At 60.4% G+C, this 19924-nt stretch carries 13 protein-coding genes; 8 read left to right on the forward strand and 5 right to left on the reverse strand.

All coding sequences use genetic code 11. The annotated features are described in order from the left end of the window. Positions 1 to 53: 53 nt before the first annotated feature. The 7 genes from WHX55_RS13815 to WHX55_RS13845 all read left to right on the forward strand — a co-directional run bounded on the left by WHX55_RS13815 (position 54) and on the right by WHX55_RS13845 (position 15173). Complete coding sequence (locus WHX55_RS13815; protein ID WP_150724023.1) at positions 54 to 1370, forward strand: MdtA/MuxA family multidrug efflux RND transporter periplasmic adaptor subunit; 1317 nt, start codon at positions 54 to 56, stop codon at positions 1368 to 1370. Next, the gene (locus WHX55_RS13820; RefSeq protein WP_353742898.1) at positions 1367 to 4471 is read left to right on the forward strand and encodes an MdtB/MuxB family multidrug efflux RND transporter permease subunit; all 3105 of its coding nucleotides are present in this window, start codon (positions 1367 to 1369) and stop codon (positions 4469 to 4471) included. The genes WHX55_RS13815 and WHX55_RS13820 overlap by 4 nt, the downstream gene beginning before the upstream one ends. After that, positions 4468 to 7575 carry an efflux RND transporter permease subunit gene (locus WHX55_RS13825; RefSeq protein ID WP_353742899.1) on the forward strand — a complete coding sequence of 1036 codons (3108 nt, stop codon included), beginning with the start codon at positions 4468 to 4470 and terminating at the stop codon, positions 7573 to 7575. Before WHX55_RS13820 ends, WHX55_RS13825 begins: the two co-directional genes overlap by 4 nt. Beyond that, on the forward strand, positions 7572 to 9053 hold the full coding sequence (locus WHX55_RS13830; protein ID WP_353742900.1) for an efflux transporter outer membrane subunit: 1482 nt from the start codon (positions 7572 to 7574) through the stop codon (positions 9051 to 9053). The genes WHX55_RS13825 and WHX55_RS13830 overlap by 4 nt, the downstream gene beginning before the upstream one ends. Before the next feature lie 282 nt (positions 9054 to 9335). Continuing rightward, positions 9336 to 11453 carry an EAL domain-containing protein gene (locus WHX55_RS13835; RefSeq protein WP_353742901.1) on the forward strand — a complete coding sequence of 706 codons (2118 nt, stop codon included), beginning with the start codon at positions 9336 to 9338 and terminating at the stop codon, positions 11451 to 11453. A gap of 85 nt (positions 11454 to 11538) precedes the next feature. Beyond that, positions 11539 to 12285, forward strand: coding sequence for an SDR family oxidoreductase (locus WHX55_RS13840; protein WP_150756037.1), 747 nt, complete (start codon positions 11539 to 11541; stop codon positions 12283 to 12285). Positions 12286 to 12488: 203 nt separating this feature from the next. Beyond that, positions 12489 to 15173, forward strand: coding sequence for an RHS repeat-associated core domain-containing protein (locus tag WHX55_RS13845; protein ID WP_353742902.1), 2685 nt, complete (start codon positions 12489 to 12491; stop codon positions 15171 to 15173). A 40-nt stretch (positions 15174 to 15213) separates the two neighbouring features. On the opposite strand, the gene mapR is transcribed toward WHX55_RS13845, so the two are convergent. From mapR to WHX55_RS13860, 3 genes are all read right to left on the reverse strand, one after another. After that, positions 15214 to 16623: a GntR family transcriptional regulator MpaR gene (gene mapR, locus WHX55_RS13850; protein WP_353742903.1), complete on the reverse strand. Its 1410-nt coding sequence runs from the start codon at positions 16621 to 16623 to the stop codon at positions 15214 to 15216. A gap of 78 nt (positions 16624 to 16701) precedes the next feature. Further along, positions 16702 to 18114, reverse strand: a complete 1413-nt coding sequence (gene ccoG, locus WHX55_RS13855) for a cytochrome c oxidase accessory protein CcoG (protein ID WP_353742904.1) — start codon at positions 18112 to 18114, stop codon at positions 16702 to 16704. Positions 18115 to 18309: 195 nt separating this feature from the next. Then, on the reverse strand, positions 18310 to 18543 hold the full coding sequence (locus WHX55_RS13860) for a DUF3203 family protein (protein ID WP_150756041.1): 234 nt from the start codon (positions 18541 to 18543) through the stop codon (positions 18310 to 18312). A gap of 122 nt (positions 18544 to 18665) precedes the next feature. Between WHX55_RS13860 and WHX55_RS13865 the strand changes: the two genes are divergently transcribed. Next, positions 18666 to 19166: an MgtC/SapB family protein gene (locus WHX55_RS13865; RefSeq protein ID WP_150758129.1), complete on the forward strand. Its 501-nt coding sequence runs from the start codon at positions 18666 to 18668 to the stop codon at positions 19164 to 19166. A gap of 23 nt (positions 19167 to 19189) precedes the next feature. Here WHX55_RS13865 and WHX55_RS13870 read toward each other — a convergent pair whose 3' ends face one another. Together WHX55_RS13870 and WHX55_RS13875 are read right to left on the reverse strand one after the other, a co-directional pair. After that, entirely contained in the window at positions 19190 to 19426 is a 237-nt protein-coding gene (locus WHX55_RS13870) for a hypothetical protein (protein WP_353742905.1), read from the reverse strand. 245 nt (positions 19427 to 19671) lie between these two features. Then, complete coding sequence (locus WHX55_RS13875; RefSeq protein WP_353742906.1) at positions 19672 to 19839, reverse strand: hypothetical protein; 168 nt, start codon at positions 19837 to 19839, stop codon at positions 19672 to 19674. Between the last annotated feature and the right edge of the window lie 85 nt (positions 19840 to 19924).

Raw genomic sequence — 19924 nt, forward strand, 5'->3', positions numbered from 1 at the left:
AAAACCCGCCAGTGCTTATCGTTCAGCCTCATGTAAAAAAGCCCACGCGCCCAATGGTTGATCACTCAATGCAATCCTCCGCTTCCCGTAGTCCCCGTCGCTGGCTGTTCGGCCTGCTTGTCCTGTTGGTCATCGCTGGCCTGTGCTGGAAATTCTGGCCCGGCAGCGCTGCACCCAAAGAGGCTGCGGGGCAGAAAGCCGTCGCCGGGCAAACCGGCAGGTCAGGCGGAATGCGACCTGGATTCGGTGGCGCGTCCGGACCGGTACCGGTGCGAGTGGCGCCGGCGGTCAAGGGTGATTTCCCGCTGTATTTCAAGGCGCTGGGCACGGTCACGGCGCTGAACACCATCAATGTCCGCAGCCGCGTCGGCGGTGAGCTGGTCAAGATCTATTTCGAAGAAGGGCAGATGGTCAAGGCCGGCGACCTGCTCGCCGAAATCGACCCGCGCCCTTACCAGAATGCCTTGCTCCAGGCCGAGGGCACCTTGCTGCAGAATCAGGCGCAGCTGAAAAACGCCCAGGTCGACGTCGAGCGCTATCGCGGCCTGTACCGCGAAGACAGTATTGCCAAGCAGACCCTGGACACCGCCGAGGCGCTGGTCGGTCAATTCCAGGGCACGGTCAAGACCAATCAGGCAGCGGTCAACGACGCCAAGCTCAATCTCGAATTCACCCGGATCCGCGCACCGATCACCGGTCGCGTCGGCCTGCGTCAACTGGACGTCGGCAACCTGGTCGCGGCCAACGACACCACCGCATTGGCGATCATCACCCAGACCCAACCGATCAGCGTGGCCTTCACTCTCCCGGAAAACAGCCTCGACACCGTGCTGGCCCGTTATCGCAGCGGCGCTAAACTGCCGGCTGAAGCCTGGGATCGCGGTGATACCAAATTGCAAGCCACTGGCGTGCTGCAGAGCCTGGACAACCAGATCGACATCACCACCGGCACCCTGAAATTCAAGGCCCGTTACGAGAACCGCGATCAGTCGCTGTTCCCCAACCAGTTTGTCAACGTGCGCCTGCTGGCCGACACCCTCAAAGACGTAGTACTGGCGCCTTCCGCCGCGATCCAGTTCGGCACCAACGGCACGTTCGCCTATGCCCTGGACGGTGACAAGAAGGTCAAGATCCGTCAGTTGAAAGTCGGCGCCAGTGACGGCGTGAACACCGTGGTCACCGAAGGCCTGTCCGCGGGCGACCGGGTCGTGTTGGAAGGCACCGACCGCCTGAAGGACGGCAGCGACGTGGAGGTGGTCAACGACAGCCAGGACGTGCCGACCACGCCAACCGAACACCTGCAAGGCGGGTCGGCGGTCAACGCGGCTGAGCCTGCGACCACTGACAAGGCGAAAAAGGGCGGCGCATGAATCTCTCGCGGCTGTTCATCCTTCGCCCGGTAGCCACCACGCTGAGCATGCTGGCCATTATCCTGGCCGGCGTCATCGCCTATCGGCTGCTGCCAGTGTCGGCATTGCCCCAGGTCGATTACCCGACCATTCGCGTCATGACCCTGTACCCCGGCGCCAGCCCGGATGTCATGACCAGTGCGGTGACCGCGCCGCTTGAACGGCAGTTCGGGCAGATGCCCGGCCTGACGCAAATGGCCTCCACCAGTTCCGGCGGGGCGTCGGTGCTGACCCTGCGTTTCAGCCTCGACATCAACATGGACGTGGCCGAGCAACAAGTGCAGGCAGCGATCAACGCCGCGACCAACCTGTTGCCCAAGGACCTGCCGGCACCGCCGGTGTACAACAAGGTCAACCCGGCCGATACGCCGGTGCTGACCCTGGCCATCACCTCCAAGACCATGCTGTTGCCCAAGCTCAACGATCTGGTCGATACCCGCATGGCGCAGAAGATTGCCCAGATCAGCGGCGTCGGCATGGTCAGCATTGCCGGTGGCCAACGCCAGGCTGTGCGCATCAAGGTCAATCCGGAAGCCCTGGCCGCCAATGGCCTGAACCTGTCGGATGTGCGCACCCTGATCGGCGCCTCCAACGTCAACCAGCCCAAGGGCAACTTCGACGGCCCGACCCGGGTCTCGATGCTCGATGCAAACGATCAACTGACCTCACCCAAGGACTACGCCAACCTGATCCTGGCCTACGCCAATGGCGCACCGTTGCGCCTCAAGGACGTGGCGGAAATCGTCGACGGTGCCGAGAACGAGCGGCTCGCTGCGTGGGCCAACGAGAACCAGGCCGTGCTGTTGAACATCCAGCGTCAGCCCGGCGCCAACGTGATCGAGGTGGTGGACCGGATCAAGGCACTGTTGCCGAGCATCACCGACAACCTGCCGGCCGGCCTCGACGTGGTGGTGCTGACCGACCGCACCCAGACCATCCGCGCCTCGGTCAAGGATGTGCAGCACGAATTGCTGATCGCCATCGCCCTGGTGGTCATGGTCACCTTCCTGTTCCTGCGTCGCGCCAGCGCCACGATCATTCCGTCGGTGGCCGTGCCACTGTCGCTGATCGGTACGTTCGGCGTGATGTATCTGGCGGGGTTCTCGGTCAACAACCTGACCCTGATGGCCCTGACCATCGCCACCGGTTTCGTGGTGGACGACGCGATCGTCATGCTGGAGAACATTTCCCGATACATCGAAGAAGGCGACAGCCCTCTGAACGCGGCGCTCAAGGGCGCCAAGCAGATCGGTTTCACCCTGATCTCCCTGACGTTGTCGCTGATCGCCGTGCTGATTCCGCTGCTGTTCATGGCGGACGTGGTCGGGCGGCTATTCCGCGAGTTTGCCATCACGCTCGCGGTGGCGATCCTGATTTCCCTGGTGGTTTCCCTGACCCTGACGCCGATGATGTGCGCGCGGTTGCTCAAGCGTGAACCCAAGGAAGCAGAGCAGGGCCGCTTCTATCGTGCCAGCGGTGCGTTCATCGACTGGATGATCGCCGCCTACGGACGCAAGTTGCAGTGGGTGCTCAAGCACCAGCCGCTGACTTTGATGGTGGCCATTGGCACTTTGGCGCTGACGGTATTCCTCTACATGGTGGTGCCCAAGGGCTTCTTCCCGGTGCAGGACACCGGCGTCATCCAGGGCATATCCGAAGCGCCGCAATCGATTTCCTTCACCGCCATGAGCGAGCGCCAGCAGGAACTGGCCAAGGTCATCCTGGCCGACCCGGCGGTCGAGAGCCTGTCCTCCTACATTGGCGTGGATGGCGACAACTCGACCCTCAACAGCGGTCGGTTGCTGATCAACCTCAAGTCGCACCGCGACCGCGACCTGAGCGCCACGCAAGTGATTGCCCGGCTGCAACCGGAACTGGACAAACTGGTCGGCATCCGCCTGTTCATGCAGCCGGTGCAGGACCTGACCATCGAAGACCGGGTCAGCCGCACGCAGTACCAGTTCAGCATGTCGTCGCCGGACTCTGAGTTGCTGAGCCTGTGGAGCGGGCGTCTGGTCGAGGCCCTGGCCGACCGGCCGGAATTGACCGACGTCGCCAGCGATTTGCAGGACAAGGGCTTGCAGGTCTACCTGGTGATCGACCGCGATGCGGCGTCGCGGGTCGGTGTGTCGGTGTCGAACATCACTGATGCGCTGTACGACGCCTTCGGTCAGCGGCAGATTTCCACGATCTACACCCAGGCCAGTCAGTACCGCGTGGTGCTGCAATCGCAGTCCGGCGAGAAAATCGGCCCGGATGCGTTGAACCAGATTCACGTCAAGACCACCGGTGGCGGTCAGGTGCGTCTGTCCAGCCTGGCGCATATCGAAGAGCGCCAGGCGCAACTGGCGATCACCCACATCGGCCAGTTCCCGGCGGTGATGATGTCCTTCAACCTGGCGCCCGGCGTGGCGCTGGGGCATGCGGTCGAGATCATCGAGCAGGTGCAGAAGGACATCGGCATGCCGATTGGCGTGCAGACCCAGTTCCAGGGCGCGGCGCAGGCGTTCCAGGCTTCGTTGTCGAGCACCTTGCTGCTGATCCTGGCGGCGGTGGTGACCATGTACATCGTGCTGGGCGTGCTCTACGAGAGCTACATCCACCCGATCACCATTCTTTCGACCCTGCCGTCGGCGGCGGTGGGCGCCTTGCTGGCGTTGATCCTCAGCGGCAACGACCTGGGCATGATCGCAATCATCGGCATCATTCTGCTGATCGGCATCGTGAAGAAGAACGCGATCATGATGATCGACTTTGCCCTCGACGCCGAGCGCAACCAGGGCATGGACCCGCAGACGGCGATCTATCAGGCGGCCTTGCTGCGTTTCCGGCCGATCCTGATGACCACCCTGGCGGCATTGTTCGGTGCCGTGCCGTTGATGCTGGCCACCGGTTCCGGCGCGGAACTGCGCCAGCCGCTGGGTCTGGTGATGGTCGGCGGCCTGTTGCTGAGCCAGATTCTGACGCTGTTCACTACGCCTGTGATTTACCTGTATTTCGATCGTCTCGGTCGGCGCTGGGGCCGCAAGCCTGAGTCCGTGGAAGCGGTAGAGCAGCCATGAATCTTTCGGGACCTTTCATCAAGCGCCCGGTCGCGACCATGTTGCTGAGCCTGGCGATCATGCTGCTGGGCGGCGTGAGCTTCGGTTTGCTGCCCGTGTCGCCGCTGCCGCAAATGGACTTTCCGGTGATCGTGGTCCAGGCCAGCCTGCCCGGGGCCAGTCCCGAGGTGATGGCGTCGACCGTGGCCACGCCGTTGGAACGCTCCTTCGGCAGCATTGCCGGGGTCAACACCATGAGCAGCCGCTCCAGTCAGGGCTCGACCCGGGTGATCCTGCAATTTGACCTGGACCGCGACATCAATGGCGCGGCGCGGGAAGTGCAGGCGGCGATCAATGCTTCGCGCACCCTGTTGCCGAGCGGGATGCGCAGCATGCCGACCTACAAGAAGGTCAACCCGTCCCAGGCGCCGATCATGGTGCTGTCGCTGACGTCCGATGTACTGGAAAAAGGTCAGCTCTATGACCTGGCCTCGACGATTCTGTCCCAGAGCCTGTCCCAGGTGCAGGGTGTTGGCGAGGTGCAGATCGGTGGCAGTTCGTTGCCGGCAGTGCGTATCGAACTCGAACCACAGTCGCTGAACCAGTACGGCGTGGCCCTGGACGATGTGCGCAATACCATCGCCAATGCCAACGTGCGCCGGCCCAAGGGCTCGGTGGAAGACGATCAGCGGCTGTGGCAGGTCCAGGCCAACGACCAATTGGAAAAAGCCAAGGACTACGAGTCGCTGATCATTCACTACAACGGTGGCGCGGCCCTGCGCCTGAAGGATGTGGCCAAGGTCAGCGATGGCGTCGAGGACCGCTACAACAGCGGTTTCTTCAACGATGACGCGGCGGTGCTGCTGGTGATCAACCGGCAGGCCGGCGCCAACATCATCGAGACGGTCAACGAGATCAAGGCGCAGTTGCCGGCGTTGCAGGCGGTGCTGCCTGCCAGCGTCAAGCTGAACCTGGCCATGGACCGCTCGCCGGTGATCAAGGCGACGTTGCACGAAGCGGAAATGACCCTGCTGATCGCCGTGGCGCTGGTGATTCTGGTGGTTTTCCTGTTCCTCGGTAACTTCCGCGCCTCGCTGATCCCGACCCTGGCGGTGCCGGTGTCGCTGGTCGGTACCTTTGCCGTGATGTACCTCTACGGCTTTTCGCTGAACAACCTGTCGCTGATGGCGCTGATCCTGGCCACCGGGCTGGTGGTGGACGATGCCATCGTGGTGCTGGAGAACATTTCCCGGCACATCGACGAAGGCGTGCGGCCGATGCAGGCCGCGTACCTGGGTGCCCAGGAAGTCGGTTTTACCTTGTTGTCGATGAACGTGTCGCTGGTGGCGGTGTTCCTGTCGATCCTGTTCATGGGCGGGATCATTGAAAGCCTGTTCCGCGAATTCTCCATCACCCTGGCGGCGGCCATCGTGGTCTCGCTGTTAGTGTCGTTGACCCTGACCCCGATGCTCTGCGCCCGCTGGCTCAAGCCGCACACGCCGGGGCAGGAGAACCGCCTGCAACGCTGGAGCCGTCGGACCAACGACTGGATGGTCGGCAAATACGCCACCAGCCTCGACTGGGTACTGCGCCACAAGCGTCTGACCTTGCTCAGTCTGTTCGTGACAATTGGTGTGAACATTGCGCTGTATGTAGTTGTTCCTAAAACATTTTTGCCTCAGCAGGATACCGGTCAGCTGATCGGTTTCGTGCGCGGCGACGACGGCCTGTCGTTCAGTGTGATGCAGCCGAAGATGGAGATATTCCGCCGTGCGGTGTTGAAGGATGAGGCGGTAGAAAGCGTCGCCGGGTTCATTGGCGGCAACAACGGCACCAACAACGCCTTCATGCTGGTGCGCCTCAAGCCGATCAAGGAACGTAACATTTCCGCGCAGAAAGTCATCGAACGCCTGCGCAAGGAAATGCCCAAGGTTCCCGGGGCACAACTGATGCTCATGGCGGACCAGGACCTGCAATTCGGTGGCGGTCGCGAGCAGACCACCTCGCAATACTCGTACATCCTGCAGAGCGGGGATCTGGGGGCCTTGCGCGAGTGGTATCCGAAAGTCGTCACCGCGCTCAGGGCCTTGCCGGAGCTGACGGCGATCGATGCGCGGGAAGGCCGGGGCGCGCGGCAAGTGACCCTGATCGTCGACCGTGACCAGGCCAAGCGGCTGGGTGTCGACATGGACATGGTCACCGCGGTGCTGAACAACGCCTACAGCCAGCGGCAGATATCGACCATCTACGACAGCCTCAACCAGTATCAGGTGGTGATGGAGGTCAATCCGAAGTACGCCCAGGACCCGATCACCCTGAAGCAGGTTCAGGTGATCACCGCTGACGGCGCACGGATCCCGCTGTCGACCATCGCCCATTACGAAAACAGCCTGGAAAACGACCGGGTCAGCCACGAAGGCCAGTTTGCTTCGGAAAGCATTGCCTTCGACATGGCCGAAGGCGTGACGGTGGAGCAGGGCAGTGCCGCCATTGAACGAGCGATTGCCAAGGTCGGCCTGCCGGAAGACGTGATCGCGAAAATGGCCGGCACAGCCAACGCGTTCGCGGCGACTCAAAAAAGTCAGCCGTGGATGATTCTGGGGGCACTGGTGGCGGTGTATCTGGTATTGGGTGTGTTGTATGAAAGCTACATTCACCCGCTGACGATCCTTTCGACCTTGCCGTCAGCCGGGGTCGGCGCGTTGCTGTCGATCTATGTGCTGGGTGGCGAATTCAGCCTGATCTCGTTGCTCGGGTTGTTCCTGCTGATTGGGGTAGTGAAGAAAAACGCCATCCTGATGATCGACCTGGCGTTGCAACTGGAACGTCACCAGGGCATGGCACCGCTGGAATCGATTCGCAGCGCCTGCCTGCAACGTTTGCGACCTATTCTGATGACCACCCTGGCGGCGATCCTCGGTGCCTTGCCGTTGCTGCTGAGCCGCGCCGAAGGGGCGGAAATGCGCCAGCCGCTGGGCCTGACCATCATCGGCGGGCTGATCTTCAGCCAGGTGCTGACGCTTTACACCACCCCGGTGGTTTACCTCTATCTCGACAAACTGCGCCATCGCTTCAATAAATGGCGTGGGGTGCGTACCGATGCTGCTCTGGAAACTCCGCTATGACTGAACGTTCGCTTTTCAACCTGGCTGCACCGCTGATCACGGCTCGAGGCTCGCGTGTGTTGAGCCTGTCACTGTGCGTGGCGATGCTCAGTGCCTGCGCCGTCGGCCCGGATTACCAGCGCCCGCAAACCGCCGAGCCGGTGCAGTACAAGGCCGCAGAAGGCTGGCGTCAGGCGAATCCGAGCGATGCCCTGGCCCGTGGTGCGTGGTGGGAGTTGTATGGCGACCGGCAGCTCAACGACCTGATCGAAAAACTCAACAGCGCCAACCAGACCGTCGCCCAGTCCGAAGCGCAGTACCGCCAGGCCCAGGCCTTGGTGCGCAGCGCACGGGGGGCATTTTTCCCGACGGTGGACCTGAATGTCAGCAAGAACCGTTCAAGCCAGGGCACCGGCAGCAGCAGCTCCAGCCTGAGCAGTTCGTCCAGCGGTATTCGCGACACGTACTCGGCCCAGGCGGGCGTCAGTTGGGAAGCGGATGTGTGGGGCAAGCTGCGCCGTGGCCTCGAAGCCGACACCGCGAATGCTCAGGCAAGCTTTGCCGATCTGGCCGCGATGCGCCTGAGTCAACAGTCGGAGCTGGTGCAGAATTACCTGCAACTGCGCGTGATCGATGGCCAGAAACGCTTGCTCGAGGACACGGTCGAGGCTTATCAGCGTTCGTTGAAGATGACCGAGAACCAGTACCGCGCAGGCGTATCGGGCAAGGACGCGGTGGCCCAGGCCCAGACACAGCTCAAAGGCACCGAAGCCGATATGATCGACCTGATCTGGCAACGCGCCCAGTTCGAGAACGCCATTGCCGTGCTGATCGGCTTGCCGCCGGCAGAATTCAGCCTGGCGGAAAGCCAGGACATTCCGCAGTTACCGCAAGTACCGCAGGCACTGCCTTCGCAGTTGCTGGAGCGTCGCCCGGACATCGCTTCGGCCGAGCGCTCGGTGATGGCCGCCAACGCCAACATTGGTGTGGCCAAGGCTGCCTATTACCCCGACCTGACCCTGAACATGAACGGCGGCTACAGCAGCAGCACCTATTCCAACTGGATCAGCCTGCCGAACCGCTTCTGGTCGGTCGGACCGCAATTGGCCATGACCCTGTTCGACGGCGGCCAGCGCTCGGCGGAAGTCGACCGCAGTGAAGCGGCCTATGACGAAACGGTGGCCAAGTATCGCCAGACCGTGCTGGACGGCTTCCGCGAAGTGGAAAACTTCCTGGTGCAGCTCAAGGTGCTTCAGGACGAAGCCGTCGTGCGCCAACAGGCACTTGATGCCGCCCGGGAATCGTTGCGCCTGACCCAGAACCAGTACAAGGCCGGTTTGATCGCGTACATCGATGTGGTGGTGACCCAGGCGGCGGCACTGAGCAATGAGCGCAGCAACCTGGACCTGTTGCAAAGCCGCTTGATAGCCAGCGTGCAATTGATTGCCGCGTTGGGAGGTGGCTGGGATGGGCAGCTTGAGGTGAGCGATAGCCGATAGCGCAATCCCTGTGGGAGCGAGCTTGCTCGCGATGGTTGCGTCACATTCAGCATGGATGTTGCCTGACCCACCGCTATCGCGAGCAAGCTCGCTCCCACAGGTTTTGTGGTGCCAGCAGCTTTAAGCGAGTTAATGTAAAACCTTAAAACAAGCGTTTCATCGGACTGATGGCCCTTTGCTCATTTTGTGGGTGCGTTCTCATTTGGAATCAGTACAATCGCCGCATTTGCCCCCACCCGAGAATGAAAGCCATTAACAAGGGGGCATTCGCGAGAAGTCCCCATGCTCATCGGTAGCTATTCCCCCACCCTGGTCATCATTTCGCTCTGTGTAGCGATTCTCGCCTCCTACACCGCACTCGACCTGACCGGACGCATTGCCACCGCCAAAGGCCGCGCCGTGCATTTGTGGACCGCGGGCGGGGCCATTGCCATGGGCGTGGGCATCTGGTCGATGCACTTTATCGGCATGCTCGCGTTCAAGTTGCCGATCGACCTGGGCTACGACGGCACCATCACCCTGTTGTCGCTGCTGATCGGCGTGCTCTCCAGCGGCTTTGCGCTGTGGCTGGTCAGCCAACCGCAATTGCCGGCCTGGCAACTGGCCTTTGGCGCGCTGGTCATGGGCGCCGGCATCAGCGCGATGCACTACACCGGCATGGCCGCCATGCGCATGCAACCGGGCATCGACTACGACCCGACGCTGTTCGGCGCCTCGCTGCTGATCGCTGTCGGTGCTTCGGGCGCGGCATTGTCGATCGCTTTCCATCTGCGCCAGCACACGCCTTATGTCCGTCTTATCCGTGGCGGTGCCGCCGTGATCATGGGCATCGCCATCGTCGGCATGCACTACACCGGGATGGCCGCCGCACGCTTTGCCGACGGCAGTTTTTGTGGCGCAGCGGCCAATGGATTGAGCGGCAATGGCCTGGACAACCTGGTGCTGATCACCACGTTGGCGGTGCTGAGCATTGCCTTGCTGACCTCGATCCTCGATGCACGCCTGGAGGCGCGCACCGCGAGCCTGGCCCATTCGCTGACCGAGGCCAACCGTGAACTGACCCAACTGGCCCTGCACGACACCCTCACCGGGTTGCCGAACCGGACGCTGCTCGCCGATCGAATCGATCAGGCCATGTCGCGGGTCCGGGAAGACGGGGGGTGCTTTGCCCTGATGTTCATCGACCTGGACGGCTTCAAACCGGTCAACGATGCCTTCGGCCACCACATGGGTGATCTGCTGTTGCGCGAAGTCGCCGTGCGCCTGCGCGAAGACTTGCGCAGCCCGGACACCCTGGCGCGGATCGGCGGCGATGAGTTCGTGTTGCTGGTGCAATTGAGCGAACAGATCGATGCCTTGAACCTCGCGGCCCAACAGGTCGGGTTGATCGCGCGCGCGTTCCGGGTTGCCGAACATGATTTGCACATTTCCGCCAGCGTCGGCATCGCGCTCTACCCGGGTAACGGGCAGTCCGCCCATGAATTGCTGATGAACGCCGACGCGGCGATGTATCACGCCAAGGGTGCCGGTAAAAACGGCTACAGCTTTTTCGATGTCTCGATGAACAGTAACGCCCGCAAACAGCTGCAATTGCTGCAGGACCTGCGCAATGCCGTGGAACATCAGGAATTCAGCCTGCATTACCAGCCCAAGTTCGACGCCACCAATGGCCGGCCAGTGGGCGCCGAGGCCTTGTTGCGCTGGGAGCACCCGACGCAAGGGATGCTGTTGCCGGACAAATTCATCGAAATGGCGGAAAAGACCGGTCTGATCATTCCTATCGGCGAGTGGGTGCTCAACGAAGCATGCCGCCAGATGCGCGAGTGGTACGTGCTCGGCTACACCGATTGGCGCATCGCGGTGAACCTGTCGGCCATTCAGTTTTGCCATGCCGGGCTGGTCCAGAGCGTCGCCAAGGCCCTGGCGACGCACCATCTGCCGGCCAACAGCCTGACCCTGGAGATCACTGAAACCACTGCGATGAGCGATGCCGATGCGAGCATGACGGTGCTGCAGGAGCTGTCGGAAATGGGCGTCGACCTGTCCATCGACGATTTTGGTACGGGTTATTCGAGCTTGATGTACCTCAAGCGCCTGCCGGCCAACGAGCTGAAGATCGACCGCGGTTTTGTCCGGGACCTGGAGCACGACAGCGATGATGCCGCCATCGTTTCGGCCATCGTCGCCCTCGGCCAGGCGCTGGGGTTGCGTATCGTCGCCGAAGGTGTGGAAACGGGGGTGCAGCAGGACTTCCTGACTCAACTCGGCTGCGATTCGTTGCAGGGTTACCTGTTGGGGCATCCGCTGCCCGCCGCAGGTTTCATGGTGGAAATCCATCGCGGGGAGCAGTTGGTCGAGCAGTTGAAAGCCAGTGCCGGGCGCGAGATGTCGATGGCATGACAGCTGATGTGAAGCCATGCAAAAACCGCCAATGGCGGTTATTCTAGCCCCCGACCGCTTAAGCTTTGATTGGGGGAAAGCTCGCATGGACAAAGTCATCGTCATCACCGGCGGTAGCCGCGGCATTGGTGCCGCCACCGCGCTGTTGGCCGCCGCGCAGGGCTATCGGATCTGCATCAACTACCAGGCGGACGAAAAGGCTGCACTCGGCGTGCTGGAGCAAGTCCGCGCCCTCGGTGCGCAAGCCATTGCAGTACGGGCCGACGTCAGCATCGAAGACGAAGTCATCGCACTGTTCCACCGGGTAGACACTGAACTGGGTCGGGTCACCGCGCTGGTGAACAACGCCGGCACAGTCGGGCAAAAGTCCCGGGTCGACGAGATGTCCGAGTTCCGCATTCTCAAAATCATGAAAACCAACGTCCTGGCGCCGATCCTCTGTGCCAAGCACGCGATCCTGCGCATGTCGCCCAGGCACGGCGGGCAGGGCGGTAGCATCGTCAACGTGTCCTCGGTGGCCGCACGTTTGGGCTCGCCCAACGAGTACGTCGACTACGCGGCCTCCAAAGGCGCGCTGGACACCTTCACCATCGGCCTGTCAAAGGAAGTGGCGGGCGAGGGGATTCGGGTCAACGCCGTGCGCCCCGGCTTCATCTATACCGATTTCCATGCCTTGAGCGGCGATCCGGATCGGGTCAGCAAGCTGGAATCGGCGATTCCGATGGCCCGGGGCGGGCGTCCGGATGAAGTGGCGGAGGCGATTGTCTGGTTGTTGTCGGACAAGGCTTCGTATGCGACGGGGACCTTTGTTGATCTCGGTGGTGGGCGCTAAGCAGAATTTGCGCGGTATCTACTGTCATTCCTGACAGTAGACACCAGTCATGGATGTGCCTAGATTCGCGGTAGTCTTTAAAAGGGCGCCTCGACTTGAACGCGTATACGCCATCCATCAGCGTCGTTGACCCACGCGGTTTAGCCGTTCGTGCGCTGGCGTATTTTCGACAAGCAGCGGACGAGTCGGTCACGGCGCGAGTGATGCATCAGGTTTTCGATCCGCTGGGGCGGCTCATTCAACAGCGCGATCCACGGTTGTTTGCCTTGAGGCAGGGTGATGCCTCGGTGCCGGCGAACCTTGCCACGATCCATAACCTGACGGGGCAGGTGCTGTGGAGCGATAGCGTCGATGCCGGTTGGCAACTCGGGTTGCCGGGTGCGGCGGGGCAGGCGCTTGAAGCATGGGACCAGCGTGGTTGGCATCGTCGCACTGAACATGATCCATTGTTGCGGCCTGTCGCAGTGCACGAACAAGGTTCGGGGGAACCCGAACGCTGCGTCGAACGAATGACATTTGGGGGAGTGTCGGACGATCATGCCCGGCACAACCTCTGTGGCCAACCCATCCGGCAGGACTACCCGGCGGGCAGCCGGTTGATGGCCGACTATGGGCTGTCGGCGACGGTGCTGCGCGAGCGGCGGTTTTTCCTGAACAGCTTCGACCCGGTCGATTGGCCGGCGCTGGACGCTGACCGCGACAACTTGCTGGAGCCGGGCGCCGGCGCGCAGTCGTCGTGGACCTACGCACCGTCCGGCGAACTGATGACCCAAACTGACGCCAAAGGCCATATCCAGCACTTTGCGCATGATCGCGCCGGTCAGTTGTGCTCGGCAGGGCTGCAACGCTCCGGGAAAATCAGCGTCGAGACGCTGGTCAGTGACATCCACTACAGCGCATCCGGCCAGGTGGAGCAGGAACTCACCGGCAATGGTATGCGCACCACCAGCGCGTATGACCCAGCCAATGGGCATTTGATGCTGCTGGCCACACAAGGCCCGAACCAGAGCTTCTTGCAGAAGCTTACTTACCGGTATGACCCCGTCGGCAACATCACCGAAATCACCGACGCCGCCTTACCCATCCAGCATTTTGCCAACCAGCGCATCGAACCGGTGCGACGATTCACCTATGACACGCTATACCAATTGATCAGCGCGACTGGTTGGGAGAGTGCCAAACCTTCCTTAGGTCCAGACTTGCCGGAGTGGCAGGCGTTTGGCCCGCCGGATGGCAGCCGCTGGTGCAACTACAGCGAAACCTACCAGTACGATGAAGCGGGCAATCTATTGCAGCGCATCCACCATGGCGCGGTGGGCGATACCTTGACCATGCGAGTGGCGCCGCTGAGTAATCGCAGCGTTAAGGTTCACCCAACTCAATCTGCCATTGATGAGTCGTTCGATGCCCGGGGCAATCTGCTGGAGCTGCAACCCGGACAGAGGTTGCTGTGGAATGGGCGAAATGAGTTGGCACAGGTCACACAGATCGCTCGAGTCGATGGCGCTGACGACCTGGAGCGTTATGTCTACGACGGTGAAGGCACGCGCTTGCGCAAATCCCGCACGACTGCAGCGAAATCCATCGCCCACGCCGCCGAGGTACGTTATCTGCCGGGCATCGAACTGCACAGCAACAGCGCTACGGGGGAGCAGCTACAGGTGCTGAGCATTCAGGCCGGCCGTTGCACTGTGCGCCTGCTGCATTGGGACAGCCCGCCGCCGGCCGAACTGGACAATGACCAATTGCGTTTTTGCTTCGACGACCACTTGGGTTCGAGTGCCTTTGAGGTGGATGCTCAGGCGCAGGTGATCAGTCAGGAAGTGTATTACCCCTACGGCGGCACAGCGTGGCTGGCCGGGCGGCATGAGGTGGAAACCGGTTACAAGACCATTCGTTATTCAGGCAAAGAGCGGGATTCGACTGGGTTTTATTACTATGGGGCGCGGTATTACGCACCGTGGTTACATCGGTGGCTGAACCCGGATCCGGCGGGGGAGGTGGATGGGGTGAATTTTTATCGGTTTGTGAGGAATTGCCCGGTCAGCTTTTTTGATCAGCAAGGTTTTTTACCGATACTGAGGCATTACTTGGATTATCGGTTTGAAAAAAAGATGGGAGTTCGCCACTTAGTAGTTCAGCGAGGAATGAAAAATATTCAAAAAAAACTTCCAGAGGTGGCTGGTGTTATTAATGAAAGTATCGCGATTGCAATTGCAGCAGTTCGAAATGCAATAAGTAGCATTTCAGATCCGGCTCTCAGTAAATTGTTATATAGATCGTACTTTGGGTCTTTTGAGTCAGAATATATCGCAGAGTTAAGTGGTCGATATCGGAGGATTTTATTGTTTCTTGAACGAGTGGGAGCGAATCGGGAAAAAATAGTTATTTTTCGTAGTGAAGGGTCTCTTGTAAATGCAAGTGCATTCGTTAGTATTTCTGATAGGAGGAACAAGATTTATATAGATAAGGCGCATCTGGATAATGAAATGACAGTGGAGATCGCACATTCCTTGATTCACGAAGCTAGCCATCGAGATCCGATAAATCGCCCGGTTGATTTTTATTATATTGCTCCTGGTGAGGATGAGATGGCGAATGCAAAATCAGTCATAGGCAATGGCACCGATGAAAAAGCGTTCAGTGTGGCGATGCAAATGAATTCGCGAAAAATGTTAAGGGGTGAAGCCTCGGATATAGATCTTCCTAATGACATGGATGATTTTATGTTGGCAACGGGTAGTGGAAGTCGTGTCAGTGCATTAGAACGGTTCAATGGGGATCTCGAACTTCGTAGCAGGATGGCCCGTAATAATGCGGACAGTCTCGCGGGCTTTGCCATGTCTTCTATATTGATGTTTGATCGAGCAAAGAAAGACGCATGTTAGTTAGTTTGCGATCAGGAATTGGGGGTCTATATTTACTTGTTCAAAAAGACCTAACGATCCGCCCCAACGTCTCCATCGCCTTCTCCGAGTCCTCGGTCCACGGGCTCCCGTAATTCAACCGAATACAATTCCTGAACCGCTGCGCCGGCGAAAAAATCGGCCCCGGTGCAATGCTAATCCCCTGCGCCAACGCCATCTGAAACAACTTCAGCGAATCCATCTGCTCCGGCAATTCCAGCCACAAAAAGTACCCACCCGCCGGTTGGCTCACCCGCGTCTGTGCCGGGAAATAGCGGGTGATGGCGGCGAGCATGGCGCTTTGCTGGTCTTCCAGCGCGTGGCGCAATTTACGCAGGTGCCGGTCGTAACCTCCGTGTTGCAGGTAATCGGCGATGGCGGCCTGGGCTGGCATCGACGCGCACAGCGAGGTCATGAGTTTCAGCCGTTCGATTTTCTGCGCATAGCGCCCGGCGGCGACCCAGCCGATGCGGTAGCCGGGGGCCAGGCTCTTGGCGAACGAGCCGCAGTGCATCACCAGACCTTCGGTATCGAATGCCTTGGCCGGTTTCGGTGCTTGTTGGCCGTAATACAGTTCGGCGTAGACATCGTCTTCGATCAGCGGCACCTGGTGGCGGCGCAACAACTCCACAAGCTGCTGTTTCTTGGCCTCGGGCACGGTCGCACCCATGGGGTTCTGGAAGCTGGTCATGCACCAGCAGGCTTTGATCGGATAGCGCTCCAGGGTTTGCTCGAGCACACCGAGGTCGATGCCATCACGCGGGTGCACGGGGATTTCCACGGCCTTGAGTTTCAAGCGTTCGAGCACTTGCAGGCAGGCGTAGAACGCCGGGGCTTCGATGGCCACCAGGTCGCCGGGTTGGGTCACCGCTTGCAGGCACAGGTTGAGGGCTTCCAGCGCGCCGTTGGTGATCAGCAGTTCTTCCATGGGCAACATCAGCCCGCCAACCATGTAGCGCAGGGCGATTTGCCGACGCAGTTGCGGGTTACCCGGCGACATGTCGGTGACCACCATGCGCGGGTCCATCTCGCGGCTGGCGCTGGCCAGCGAGCGGGACAAGCGTTGCAGGGGAAACAGCGTCGGGCTGGGAAACGCCGAGCCGAAGGGCACGGTGTTCGGGTCCTTGATCGAGTCGAGCACCGAGAACACCAGTTCACTGACGTCGACCTCGGTGGACTCGTTGACCTGGCTACTGATGACCGGCTCGGAAAACGGCCGTGGTGCGTGGGCGTTGACGAAATAGCCGGAACGCGGACGGGCGCGGATCAGGCCGCGACGTTCCAGCAGGTAATAGGCCTGGAACACCGTCGACGGGCTGACGCCGTAGGTCTGGCTGGCGTAACGCACCGACGGCACCCGCTGGCCGGGACCGAGGACGCCGGAGCGGATCAGTTCTGCGATGTCGTCGGCGAATTTTTCGTAGCGTTTCATCGGTATCCCGTCATGGAGTCGATTCGATTAATTGTGGCGAGGGGGACCACAACTCACAAAGGTCAGCATCTTAAAGGCTCAGCGATTCATCGGTGCAACAAACCGGCTTTTCGCCACGCTGTAGACGCCAGGCTCATCGCTGTCGACCATCTTGAAGCCGATGCTCTGCGAACTGCTCGCCGGACGCTCAGTGAGCATCGCCACCGACACCGGCACATCGACAATCTCCCCCGGCGCCAGGCTGAATTCGGTCCTGCCCTGCAACTCGAAACCATCGGCATCGACCAGGCTCAATTGATAGTCCTGACGCTGCTGGGTTTTGTTGATCACCTTCAGACTGTAGATGTTTTCGATCTGCCCCTGGCTGTTCTCGCGGAACAGGCCCCGGTCCTTGCTGACGTCGAGGGACACCATCGGCCGTTCCACCAGCGCCACCACCAGGGCTGCGATCATCACCAGCAGCACGGCGGTGTAGCCGATCAGGCGCGGACGTAGCAGGTGTGTCTTGCCACCCTGCAATTGATGCTCGGACGTGTAGCTGATCAAGCCTGGGGCGTAGCCCATTTTGTCCATGATTGAGTCGCAGGCGTCGATGCACGCGGCGCAACCGATGCATTCCATCTGCAGGCCGTCGCGAATGTCGATGCCGGTCGGGCAGACCTGTACGCAGAGCTGGCAATCGATGCAATCGCCAAGGCCGGCGTCGGCGGGCATGACCTCGCGTTTGCGCGGGCCACGGTTTTCGCCCCGGGCCACGTCGTAGGAAATGGTCAGGGTGTCCTTGTCGAACATCACGCTCTGGAACCGCGCATAGGGGCACATGTGCATGCACACCGCTTCACGCAGCCAACCGGCATTGATGTACGTGGCGCCGGTAAAAAACAGCACCCAGAACAGGCTGACGCCACTCATCTGGAAGGTCAGCAGCTCTTCGGCCAGTGGCCGGATCGGCGTGAAGTAGCCGACGAATGTCAGGCCGGTCAGCAGGCTGATGGCCAGCCACAAGGTGTGCTTGGCCGAGCGACGCATCAGCTTGTTCAGGCCCCACGGCGCGGCTTGCAACTTGATCCGTTGGTTGCGTTCGCCTTCGGTGATCTTCTCGCACCACATGAAGATCCAGGTCCATGAACTTTGCGGGCAGGTGTAGCCGCACCAGACCCGGCCCGCGAACACGGTGATCGCAAACAGGCCGAACGCGGCGATGATCAACAGCGCCGAGAGCAGAATGAAATCCTGCGGCCAGAAGGTCGCGCCGAAGATATGGAATTTGCTTTCCGAAAGGTCCCAGAGCACCGCCTGGCGGCCGCCCCAGTTCAGCCACACCGTGCCGAAAAACAGTACAAACAGAAAACCGGCGCCGCTGATGCGCAGGTTGCGGAACAGCCCGGTGAAGCTGCGGGTGTGGATCAGGTCGTCGCTGGATTTGGCCTTCGTCTTCAGACGCGAAGGCTCGAATGTTTCTACGGTTCGGACGGGGATTCTCTCGCTCATGGTCTTTCGCTCATCAGCCTCCATCAGGCATGAACACTATGAGCGGCGATCTGTTTGCATAACAGACTCAGGTATTGCATTAAAAAGCGGATCAGATGGCCGTTCCTGCATGGCCTGCGACAACTTGAAGCAGCCGTCGCTGCCGGCCCCGGGGGCCATTGCAAAACAGCGGCGGCAGGTGCGGATCAATCCCGGTCAAATCACCGAACCACTGTCGGTGGCTTTCAAGTGCCGGCGCCCATCCACCGCGCCTGCGACGGTCAAGGCGTCGGCCTCGGCTTCCGTGATGTAGATGCGCTCGCCTTCGATGTCCACTGCCGACATGGCTTTGGCACCGTCGGTGATGATGGTCACGTCGGGACACAGACGAATGAGTTCGCCATTTTCGATGGTGAAAAAGCAGGTCTGGTTCTCGATGCGCACGGTCACGGCGGAATCCTTTTTTCAGTGGAATCTAACGTTTCAGGCCGCAACCGCCGGTCATCGTTCTGTGCAACCGATTAATGGTCGCTGCGGTCCACCTTCCATGACCCCCTCACAAGGACAACCGCATGAACGCCTGGTGGCACGAAGTCTGGGTGACCCTGCAAGCCGAGTTCGCCGACATCGGCGATGCCTCGCAATTGACGCGAGTGACCGTGCGCCTGTTGATGGCCGCCTTGCTGGGCGGGATTCTCGGGTTCGAGCGTGAACACCAGGGCAAGGCCGCCGGCGTGCGCACCCACATGCTGGTGGCGATGGGGGCGGCGCTGTTCGTGTTGGTGCCGCAGATGTCCGGCTCGCAGGCCGATGCCATGAGCCGGGTAGTGCAGGGCGTGATTGCCGGGGTCGGCTTCCTGGGGGCTGGCACTATCCTGAAGAACCACGAGGGCGATGAAGGCCACGTCAAAGGCCTGACCACCGCCGCCGGCCTGTGGATGACCGCCGCCATCGGCGTCGCTACCGGGCTGGGCCGCGAGGCGACGGCGGTGTTCAGTACGTTGTTGGCGCTGGGGGTGTTCAGTGTGATGCCGGGGGTTGTGAAGCTGATCGACAAGGATCACGCTCCGTAGGAGCCTTCGGTAGCTCCTGCTGATCAGGGATTCACCTTGTCCGCGTAAGTTGTTTCACAACCTGATTCCTGCTCGTTGCTCTGGGTTTCTGAGAGTTCGTGTTGGCTGTAGTCAATATTACCCTGCAGCAAATGATTCTCCAGATCCTTGATTATTGAACTTTTGGTGGTTTGTTCTGCAGTGTTGCGCTCGGCTTCGAAGCAAAGAAATTCGTAGTTGAATATTTTCAAAGGAAGGCCAGCCGTCGATTGGTCGTTCACGGTTGAGCGCGTGGTGCTGTGCGCTCGCTCTGTTTGTGAATTCGTAGAGGCTGGGGAAAAAAATGTTCATGGCTGGCCACACGCAAGGCTAATGGAGTAATGGCCATATAAGGCGAGGGATGTGAGTTTCGTAAAGTGTCGGACGGGCAGAATTGCCGCTTCAGGACCGGTACTACGCGTTCTTGGGAAATGTCATTCATTTTTATGATCGTCCCTGGTTTCGACGCAGGAACGATCAACTGTCGTCAATCCGGATTCACAATCACCGGCGGCATCGTCGTTGGCGGTTTTTCCCTTGGCAGCGGGTTGGTGCCGGGCGGATCCTGTTCGGGTACCGGTTGCGGTTCGGTGGGCGGTATCACCGGGCTGACGATGTTGGGATCGGGGGTTTCAGCCGGGAATGGATTGTTCATTGTTCAGCCTGCGGTGGCACATGGCGTGAGTCGTGCTTAAGTAGGTGGACTGGTTGGTTGACAGCGGCGCGAAGGACTTGATTCC

Origin of the sequence: Pseudomonas fluorescens, assembly GCF_040448305.1 — a bacterium.
GTDB lineage: Bacteria > Pseudomonadota > Gammaproteobacteria > Pseudomonadales > Pseudomonadaceae > Aquipseudomonas > Aquipseudomonas fluorescens_BH.

Coding starts and splice junctions, on each gene's coding strand:
- WHX55_RS13815 (WP_150724023.1), top strand. CDS start 54: ATGGTTGATCACTCAATGCAATCCTCCGCTTCCCGTAGTCCCCGTCGC.
- WHX55_RS13820 (WP_353742898.1), top strand. CDS start 1,367: ATGAATCTCTCGCGGCTGTTCATCCTTCGCCCGGTAGCCACCACGCTG.
- WHX55_RS13825 (WP_353742899.1), top strand. CDS start 4,468: ATGAATCTTTCGGGACCTTTCATCAAGCGCCCGGTCGCGACCATGTTG.
- WHX55_RS13830 (WP_353742900.1), top strand. CDS start 7,572: ATGACTGAACGTTCGCTTTTCAACCTGGCTGCACCGCTGATCACGGCT.
- WHX55_RS13835 (WP_353742901.1), top strand. CDS start 9,336: ATGCTCATCGGTAGCTATTCCCCCACCCTGGTCATCATTTCGCTCTGT.
- WHX55_RS13840 (WP_150756037.1), top strand. CDS start 11,539: ATGGACAAAGTCATCGTCATCACCGGCGGTAGCCGCGGCATTGGTGCC.
- WHX55_RS13845 (WP_353742902.1), top strand. CDS start 12,489: ATGCATCAGGTTTTCGATCCGCTGGGGCGGCTCATTCAACAGCGCGAT.
- mapR (WP_353742903.1), bottom strand. CDS start 16,623: ATGAAACGCTACGAAAAATTCGCCGACGACATCGCAGAACTGATCCGC.
- ccoG (WP_353742904.1), bottom strand. CDS start 18,114: ATGAGCGAGAGAATCCCCGTCCGAACCGTAGAAACATTCGAGCCTTCG.
- WHX55_RS13865 (WP_150758129.1), top strand. CDS start 18,666: ATGAACGCCTGGTGGCACGAAGTCTGGGTGACCCTGCAAGCCGAGTTC.
- WHX55_RS13875 (WP_353742906.1), bottom strand. CDS start 19,839: ATGAACAATCCATTCCCGGCTGAAACCCCCGATCCCAACATCGTCAGC.